Annotated in this window: 6 protein-coding genes; 2 read left to right on the top strand and 4 right to left on the bottom strand. The window is 47.0% G+C overall.

All coding sequences use genetic code 11. The annotated features are described in order from the left end of the window. Positions 1-116 precede the first annotated feature (116 nt). The 4 genes from FG166_RS04075 to FG166_RS04060 form a co-directional block, all read right to left on the bottom strand. Positions 117-1,289: an iron-containing alcohol dehydrogenase gene (locus tag FG166_RS04075; RefSeq protein ID WP_014562320.1), complete on the bottom strand. Its 1,173-nt coding sequence runs from the start codon at positions 1,287-1,289 to the stop codon at positions 117-119. A 152-nt stretch (positions 1,290-1,441) separates the two neighbouring features. Then, positions 1,442-1,759 carry a hypothetical protein gene (locus tag FG166_RS04070; protein WP_021815959.1) on the bottom strand — a complete coding sequence of 106 codons (318 nt, stop codon included), beginning with the start codon at positions 1,757-1,759 and terminating at the stop codon, positions 1,442-1,444. Continuing rightward, positions 1,740-3,032: a Y-family DNA polymerase gene (locus FG166_RS04065; protein ID WP_035430785.1), complete on the bottom strand. Its 1,293-nt coding sequence runs from the start codon at positions 3,030-3,032 to the stop codon at positions 1,740-1,742. Before FG166_RS04065 ends, FG166_RS04070 begins: the two co-directional genes overlap by 20 nt. A 155-nt stretch (positions 3,033-3,187) precedes the next feature. Beyond that, positions 3,188-4,174 (bottom strand): LacI family DNA-binding transcriptional regulator, encoded by a 987-nt coding sequence (locus FG166_RS04060; RefSeq protein WP_003681913.1) that lies wholly within the window; start codon positions 4,172-4,174, stop codon positions 3,188-3,190. 157 nt (positions 4,175-4,331) lie between these two features. Between FG166_RS04060 and FG166_RS04055 the strand changes: the two genes are divergently transcribed. Both FG166_RS04055 and FG166_RS04050 read left to right on the top strand, forming a co-directional pair. Next, positions 4,332-6,026, top strand: coding sequence for a glycoside hydrolase family 13 protein (locus tag FG166_RS04055; RefSeq protein WP_023466314.1), 1,695 nt, complete (start codon positions 4,332-4,334; stop codon positions 6,024-6,026). An 8-nt stretch (positions 6,027-6,034) separates the two neighbouring features. Then, on the top strand, positions 6,035-7,372 hold the full coding sequence (locus tag FG166_RS04050; RefSeq protein ID WP_003681915.1) for an SLC45 family MFS transporter: 1,338 nt from the start codon (positions 6,035-6,037) through the stop codon (positions 7,370-7,372). Positions 7,373-7,441: the final 69 nt, after the last annotated feature.

Below are 7,441 nucleotides of genomic sequence, written 5' to 3'. Positions count from 1 at the left end.
TAATATGTTCAACTTAAATTTTACAATCTACCAAATACTAAAAAAGTCATCCGCAGATGAGGTTTTCACCTGCGGGTGACTTTTTCGTTGCTAATTAAATGTGCCCACACCGTTAATTAGTAAATACCATCGTATGCCTTTTGGTAAAGGTCAATGATGTCTTGCTTCGTACCCTTACGTGGGTTGGAGAATGCGTTCCCATCCTTCAGGGCATTTTCAGCCATCAATGAGAAGTCTTCTGGCTTAGCACCGATTGCCTTGATGGATGATGGAATACCAACTGCCTTGCACATTTCACGCATCCCGTCGATTGACTTCTCGGCAGCTTGCATGGTGGTCAGGCCGGTGGTGTCATAACCCATGATCCGGGCCAGTTCGGCGAACCGATCTGGGCAAGCAATCAGGTTGTACTCTTCAACCGTGGTCAGCAGCAATGCACAGCAAACACCGTGTGGAGCATCGTATTGACCACCGAGTTGGTGAGCCATGGCATGAACGTAACCCAGGTTGGCGTTGTTGAAGGCCATCCCGGCCAGCATTTCAGCTTCAACCATCTTGGTCCGTGCTTCAACATTTTGACCATTGGCAACAGCTTCTGGCAATGCTTCTTGGATCAGTTGGATAGCTTCCTTACATTGACTGTCCGTGATTGGGTTGTGGTCAACAGAAACGTATGGTTCGATTGCTTGAACAAAGGCGTCACAACCGGTAGCAGCAGTAACTGACTTTGGCACACCGAGCATCAGCATTGGGTCGTTGAAGGATACCAACGGAATGTTACGCCAGGAAACAACAACGAACTTCAGGTGGTCTTCTTCGTTCGTGATAACCGCGTGCCGGGTCAATTCTGAACCAGTCCCGGCGGTGGTGTTAACAGCCATCAGAGGTGGCAGTGGGTTGTCCAGCGTTTCAATTCCGGCCAACTTAGTGATGTCATCACCGTTAGTCAGGATAATACCGATTCCCTTACCACAGTCGTGAGCAGAGCCCCCACCAACAGTGATGATGGAGTCACACTTCTCTTCTTCGTACATCTTCTTACCAGCCTTGATGTTACGAATCTTTGGGTTAGGTTCAACACCGGTGAAGATGGCGTAGTCCACGCCAGCCTTCTTCAGTGATTCAATCGTTTGAACAACGGGGCCGTTTTCGATCTTTTCCAAGCTCTCTTGGGTAACGACCAGTGGCTTGTGCATGTTAAGCATCTTAGCACGGTCACCAATCTTGGCGATAACACCAGGACCAAAGAAGTTAACACTTGGCATTAAGAAATCAAATTGTCTATTCATAAATAGTAGCCTCCTCACGGCATTTGAATACGCTTCCATAATCACATAGTTTTTCAACAAATTCAAGGAAACACGGTTATTTCTTGCAATCTACCATTTAAAAAACTGCGTGGCCACCTTGTCAGCCTCTTGATCATCGTAAAACTGCATTCTCATCGAAAGTTCCTCCTCATTTTGCGGACCTGGTCATCAGGAAAGTTTAGGTAGTTGAGCGTGAAATGATACGTTTGACGAACATCAGTTATAATATCAAGCAACTCAGAATAATCACAATCAGCCAGTCGAGCAATGGGGATGGACCGGCTGTAGGCGTTGCGCGGCTGAATGTTGAGAAACAGATTATAGCCATGCTCCGGCTCATAGTAGACCACGGAGACCCAGTATCTGGTGCGCCAGCGATTGGTGAAGCAGCGCTTGATTCGCTCACATATTTTTTCGCTTTCGGTTTCTTTATTCCAAGCTTTGTCCACCGGCATGACCTCCTACCAACTGGCTTCTTTCGATAAACGTGCCACCCTTCTCCAAGCTAGACGCCCGCATGATTGACGTCTTGCCAAAGCGTTTGCGGATGGCGTCAACGGTGTCTTCCAGCTTAACCATGTCGTATTTGGGCGGATTGAACAGATCGAGCTGCTCGCCATAGCGGTCAGCCAAGCGAGTCGCGGCCACGCTGATGCGGCGAACCGGCGATACTCCATCCCAGTATGTATAGAACAGATAAAGCAGCTGCCCATTGATGAGGTTTGAATCGACCGTTGAATCGGAAAGCTTCAGCGAGTGGGCAAAGCCGGTTTCTTCCGTTGGCGTGCTCAGCGAATAGCCGATTGAAAGGTACACGCCCCCTGCCTGCTTGTCGTGCGCGCGGAGCCGAGAAGCTACCTGTGAACCGATTTCTCGAATGACGACTTCAATCTCCTCGGCTCTCGTATAATCGTGCGGTAGGACCTGCGAATTGCCCAGGCTCTTGTCTTTTGGCAGGACTTCCTCAGCGAGGTCGGTGCGATCGATTCTCCAGGCAGAGGCGTACAGCTGCGCGCCGATAACGCCCATCTTTTCCTTGAGAATGAACGGGTCGGCATGAGCCAGCTCAGCCATGGAATGAATCCCCAGTCCGGCAAGACGTTTGGCGGTTCGCTCGTTGATGCCCCAGGCATCAGTGATCTTAGGGATGGACCAGATCTTTTTTTTGACCGTGTCATAGGTAATCTCGCCAATGAAGCGTGGATCATGCTTGGCATAGACGTCCAACGCAATCTTGGCCTGCAGCGGATTTTCGCCCACGCCTACCGTGGTAACCAGCTTCAGGCGGTCATGAACGGTCTTTTGGATCTTTTTAACGACCGCAATTGGATCATCCCCGAACAGTTTCCAGGAATGAGTGATGTCCAGAATCGACTCGTCAATCGAATACGGCAGCAGGTCCTCATCAGCCATGAACTCGCGATAGATGTTGTTGACCTCAATGTTCTTTTCGATGTACGTATTCATCCGTGGCGGCACCACAATCAAATGGTTGTCGTGCGGCAGATCACGCTGACGATTGACGTTGGAGATGCCGTAAAGCTTTTTGGCCATTGGAGATGATGCCAGCACCAGCCCGCCATTGGTATTTTCGGCTTCTGACATGACTACGAGCGGCGTGGTGAGCGGATCCAGCCCGCGCATAGTGCACTCAACCGTGGCATAGAATGATTTGTTATCAATGACCAGGAAAATTCCCCGCGGCTCTTCTGAACAGTCCATCTTGCTGCCCTCCTCGAACTTCTGTTTGCATTCTATTACAATGTGCGAATGAGTGTTCGTAAAGATGGAAATGATGATAAAGGGTTTGAGAGTAACAATACGGCAAGCAGGCCCGTGGAGATTCCACGAGCCTGTTTTTGATTGCCAGAACTGCACTATGACTGAGCTGAATTGTATTTGGCAACAGAGCCACGTTCCTTTATTTGATATGGCAACTCAACTGAAGAAACATTCTGGTTGGTCAAGTGTTCAATTGCCAACCGTCCCATCTGCTTGAATGGCTGATCAATCGTTGTGATTCCCGGATAGATCATACTGGCTACTGATGAGTTGTCAAAACCCAGAACTGCCAATTGCTTAGGTACTTTAATGCCGTGTTCCTGAGCGGCATAGATAACCCCGGCTGCGGCATCGTCACTGGCTGCAAAAATTGCCTCGGGAAGTTCTCCTTTTGCTAAAAGAAGTTCTGCGGCCTGCTTTCCTGCTGCAAACGAGTAGTCGCCGGGAATAATAGATGGTGTAAGTCCAGCTGACTCCATTGCTTTTTGATATCCTGCGCAACGCGTTCTCCCAGTTTGCGGGTCGCTGGTATCTACGGCAATCAGAGCAATCCGTTGGTATCCGCGGCTGATTAGATAATTGGTCCCTGTAGTGGCGGCTTTTAGGTTGTCGATGGAAATCATTGGTTGGTTGGAAACTTTGACGCCTAGAGAAATTAATGGCAGCTGCAGTTGATCAAGTAGTTTCAGATTGTTCTCATCAAATTGAACCGAAACTGAAATGATACCGTTGACTTTGCGCCCAGCCATTAGATTTAGGCATGTCTTCAGTCGTTCAGAGTCATTTAAGCCACAGTGAGCCAAGAGAATTCTTCCGCCATTTTGGTAGGCCCAATCTTCAATGCTGTCGATAATGGGGGCGGCAAAGCTCGTTGTGGCATTGGTTACGATTACTCCAATCAGATTTGAGGTCTGTGCAACCAGATTAACGGCAGCTTCGTTTTTTTGATAGTGTAGCTCATCTGCAATTTTCTCAACCCGACGGCGAGTTTTTTCGCTGTATCCCCCACTATGGTTTAATACGCGAGAGACGGTTGATGGAGTTACTTTTGCTAGTCTGGCTATGTCTTTAATCGTGGCCATCGGGATCCTTCTTTCAAAAAAAGTTATTGACTTTTTAAGTTAGCTGTATTTATAATACTCCGTGAAAACGGTTACTTATGCCGTTTTTATTATTTTAGCATTTACTCAAACGTTTGCGTAACTTTTATTTTTAATTTTTTTACAAGGAATGATAATAATGGCATATACACCAAAATGGTGGTGGCAAAATTCAGTTGTCTACCAAGTCTATCCACGGAGTTTTCAAGACAGCAATCATGATGGCATTGGTGATTTAAAAGGAATCATCAGTCGGCTTGACTATATTAAAAAACTAGGTGCTGATATTATCTGGCTCAATCCAATCTACCGTTCGCCAAACGTTGATAATGGGTATGACATCAGTGATTATCGGGCAATTGATCCAACTTTTGGCTCATTGACCGACTTTAAGGAGCTGCTGACAAAGGCTCATGAACTTGGATTAAAAATAATGATGGATCTGGTGGTCAATCACTCATCAGATGAAAATGAATGGTTTAAGCAAAGCCGCCAAGGAAAAGAAAATCCATACCGTGACTATTATATCTGGCGTGATCCAGTCGATGGCCATGAACCAACTAATTGGGGATCATACTTCTCTGGTTCAGCTTGGCAGTACGATGAGACAAGCGGTCAATACTACCTTCACCTGTTCGCTGTAAAGCAGCCGGATCTAAACTGGGAAAATGAAGCCGTTCGTCATTCGGTATACGACATCATGAATTGGTGGGCAGATCTCGGTGTCGATGGATTTCGAATGGATGTCATCAACTTAATTTCAAAACCGGCTGTCTACAAAGACGTTCCGACCGCGCCCGGAATGCAGTATGGCGATGTCGAACCGGTTGTTGCCAATGGTCATCGGATGCACGAATTCCTTCAAGAAATGCATCAAGCTGTAATGGCCAAGCATGATTTGGTAACAGTTGGCGAAACGCCTGGTGCCACAACAGATGATGCCAAGAAGTACGCCAACCTTGAACAGACTGAGCTGAACATGGTTTTTGAGTTTGAGCATGTCGGCTTAGACGATAACGACAACCCAGCTTTAGTAAAATGGAGCGACAAAAAAGTCAGTCTGCCAGAATTGCGAGATAACCTGGTGAAATGGCAGACTCAGCTGAATGGTAAGGCTTGGAACTCGCTTTACTGGAACAACCATGATCAGCCACGCGTCGTATCCCGTTTTGGCAATGATGATCCAAAATATCGTGTCGTTTCGGCTAAAATGTTGGCAACAATGCTGCACTGTCTGCAAGGCACGCCTTATATCTACGCAGGTGAGGAACTGGGAATGACCAACACGACCTTTAACTCTTTGTCTGACTATCGTGATTTGGAGAGCATTAATGCCTACCATCAGCTGGTTGACGAAGAGCATCTGGTTGATGGAAAGACAATGAGCAGATATCTGGCAATTCATTCTCGGGACAATGCCAGAACGCCAATGCAATGGGATGACAGCAAGAATGCCGGATTTTCGGATGCTGAACCTTGGATCGCGGTCAATCCCAACTATTCAGAGATCAACGCAAAGGCGGCACTGGCGGATCCATCATCCGTCTTCTATCACTACCAGAAACTCATTCAAATGCGCCATGACTTGCCAGTAATGACAGAAGGAAAGTTTGCGTTGGTCAATGGCAACGAATTGGATGAGCAGGTCTTTGCTTACACGCGTGATGATGGAGAAACAACGCTGCTTGTAGTAGCCAACTTTACTAAGGAAACAATCAAGCGAGAATACGCGGCTGGTCAAGGCAAGCTCTTATTAAGCAACTACGAGAATGTCATGGGAGAAACTCTGCGTCCATATGAAGCTAAAGTATATGAATTCAGTTCAAAGAGGTAACAAGTAATATGGAAAATCAAAAAACAACTACGGGACTGCCGAGTCTGCCAATAAGTACCCTGTTTGCCATGACTTTTGGGTTCTTCGGCGTTAACATGGCATTTTCGCTGCAAAGCTCGCAAATGGGAAGAATCTTTCAAACAATCGGTGCTGATCCGACCAAGCTTGGCTTCTTCTTCATTTTGCCGCCACTGATGGGAATGATCGTTCAACCATTAGTCGGCAAGTATTCTGACTTAACATGGAATCGATTTGGTCGTCGGATGCCTTATCTTTTGGTCGGCGCACCAATTGCGGCTTTGGTTCTGATCCTTCTGCCCAACGCGGGATCATTTGGTTTCGGGTATGGTTCATTAGCCGCGCTTTGGTTTGGTGCAATTGCGGTTCTATTCATGGATCTGTCTTCAAACGTCTGCATGCAGCCATTCAAGATGATTATTGGTGATATGGTTAACGAGGATCAGAAAGACTTTACTTGGTCCTGGCAACAAATCTTCTCTAACATGGGTGGAATTCTAGCAACCTTAATGCCATTCATCATGACGCTTTTAGGGGTTTCCAATACTGCTAAGAAGGGCTCCTTGCCTAACTCAGTCATCTGGACCTTCTACCTGGGCGCAGCTGTACTGCTCTTAACCAGTATCTTCACGCTGGCCAAAGTTCATGAATACAACCCTCAAGACTATGCCAAGTACCATGGCGTTGATATTGCAGCCAATCAAGAAAAGCTTAGTTTCGCAACTTTGCTGAAGAACGCACCTAAGGCATTTTGGCAGATCTCTCTCGTTCAGATGTTCTGTTGGTTTGCGTTCCAATACCTTTGGACTTACGGTACTGGTGCTGTTGCAAAGAATGTCTGGAATGTAACTGATCCGTCAACGGCTGGCTATCAGGCTGCCGGCAACTGGTTCGGTGTTTTATCCGCGGTTCAGTCGATTTCAGCCGTACTGTGGGGAATGGTTCTGTCAAAGACCAAGCCAAACCAGCGCAAGACGATGTATCGTTTAGGTCTGGTTCTTGGCGGACTTGGCTTTATGTCAGTGTTCTTCATTCACGATAAGATGCTTTTGATTCTTTCTTTCGCTCTGATCGGCATTGGCTGGATTTCAATGAACTCGATTCCGTTTGCCCTGCTGACGACTGCGCTGGCCGGTAAGCATGAAGGGGCATATCTGGGATTGTTCAACTGCAGCATCTGCCTGCCGCAAATCATTGCTTCCGTTGCCAGCTTTGCCATCTTCCCATTGATTGGCAAGTCCATGCCGGGGATGCTCCTTTTGGCCGGTATTGTTTTTGCCAGCGGCGCACTGTTTGTCAACCGAATTCAAGAACAGCCCAATGCTTAATTGAAGTAGTTTATCGTTTACTCATATCTATCCTAAAAATCTTAAAAAATGAAATCCCTGTCTCAAAAT

Source organism: Limosilactobacillus fermentum (genome assembly GCF_013394085.1).
Classification (GTDB): domain Bacteria; phylum Bacillota; class Bacilli; order Lactobacillales; family Lactobacillaceae; genus Limosilactobacillus; species Limosilactobacillus fermentum.
Note: the sequence above shows the minus strand (reverse complement) of the source record. Positions and strands in the feature narration are given on the sequence as shown.

Excerpts from the sequence above, each read along its gene's own strand:
- FG166_RS04055 (WP_023466314.1), top strand. The coding sequence starts at position 4,332 with ATGGCATATACACCAAAATGGTGGTGGCAAAATTCAGTTGTCTACCAA.
- FG166_RS04060 (WP_003681913.1), bottom strand. The coding sequence starts at position 4,174 with ATGGCCACGATTAAAGACATAGCCAGACTAGCAAAAGTAACTCCATCA.
- FG166_RS04065 (WP_035430785.1), bottom strand. The coding sequence starts at position 3,032 with ATGGACTGTTCAGAAGAGCCGCGGGGAATTTTCCTGGTCATTGATAAC.
- FG166_RS04050 (WP_003681915.1), top strand. The coding sequence starts at position 6,035 with ATGGAAAATCAAAAAACAACTACGGGACTGCCGAGTCTGCCAATAAGT.
- FG166_RS04075 (WP_014562320.1), bottom strand. The coding sequence starts at position 1,289 with ATGAATAGACAATTTGATTTCTTAATGCCAAGTGTTAACTTCTTTGGT.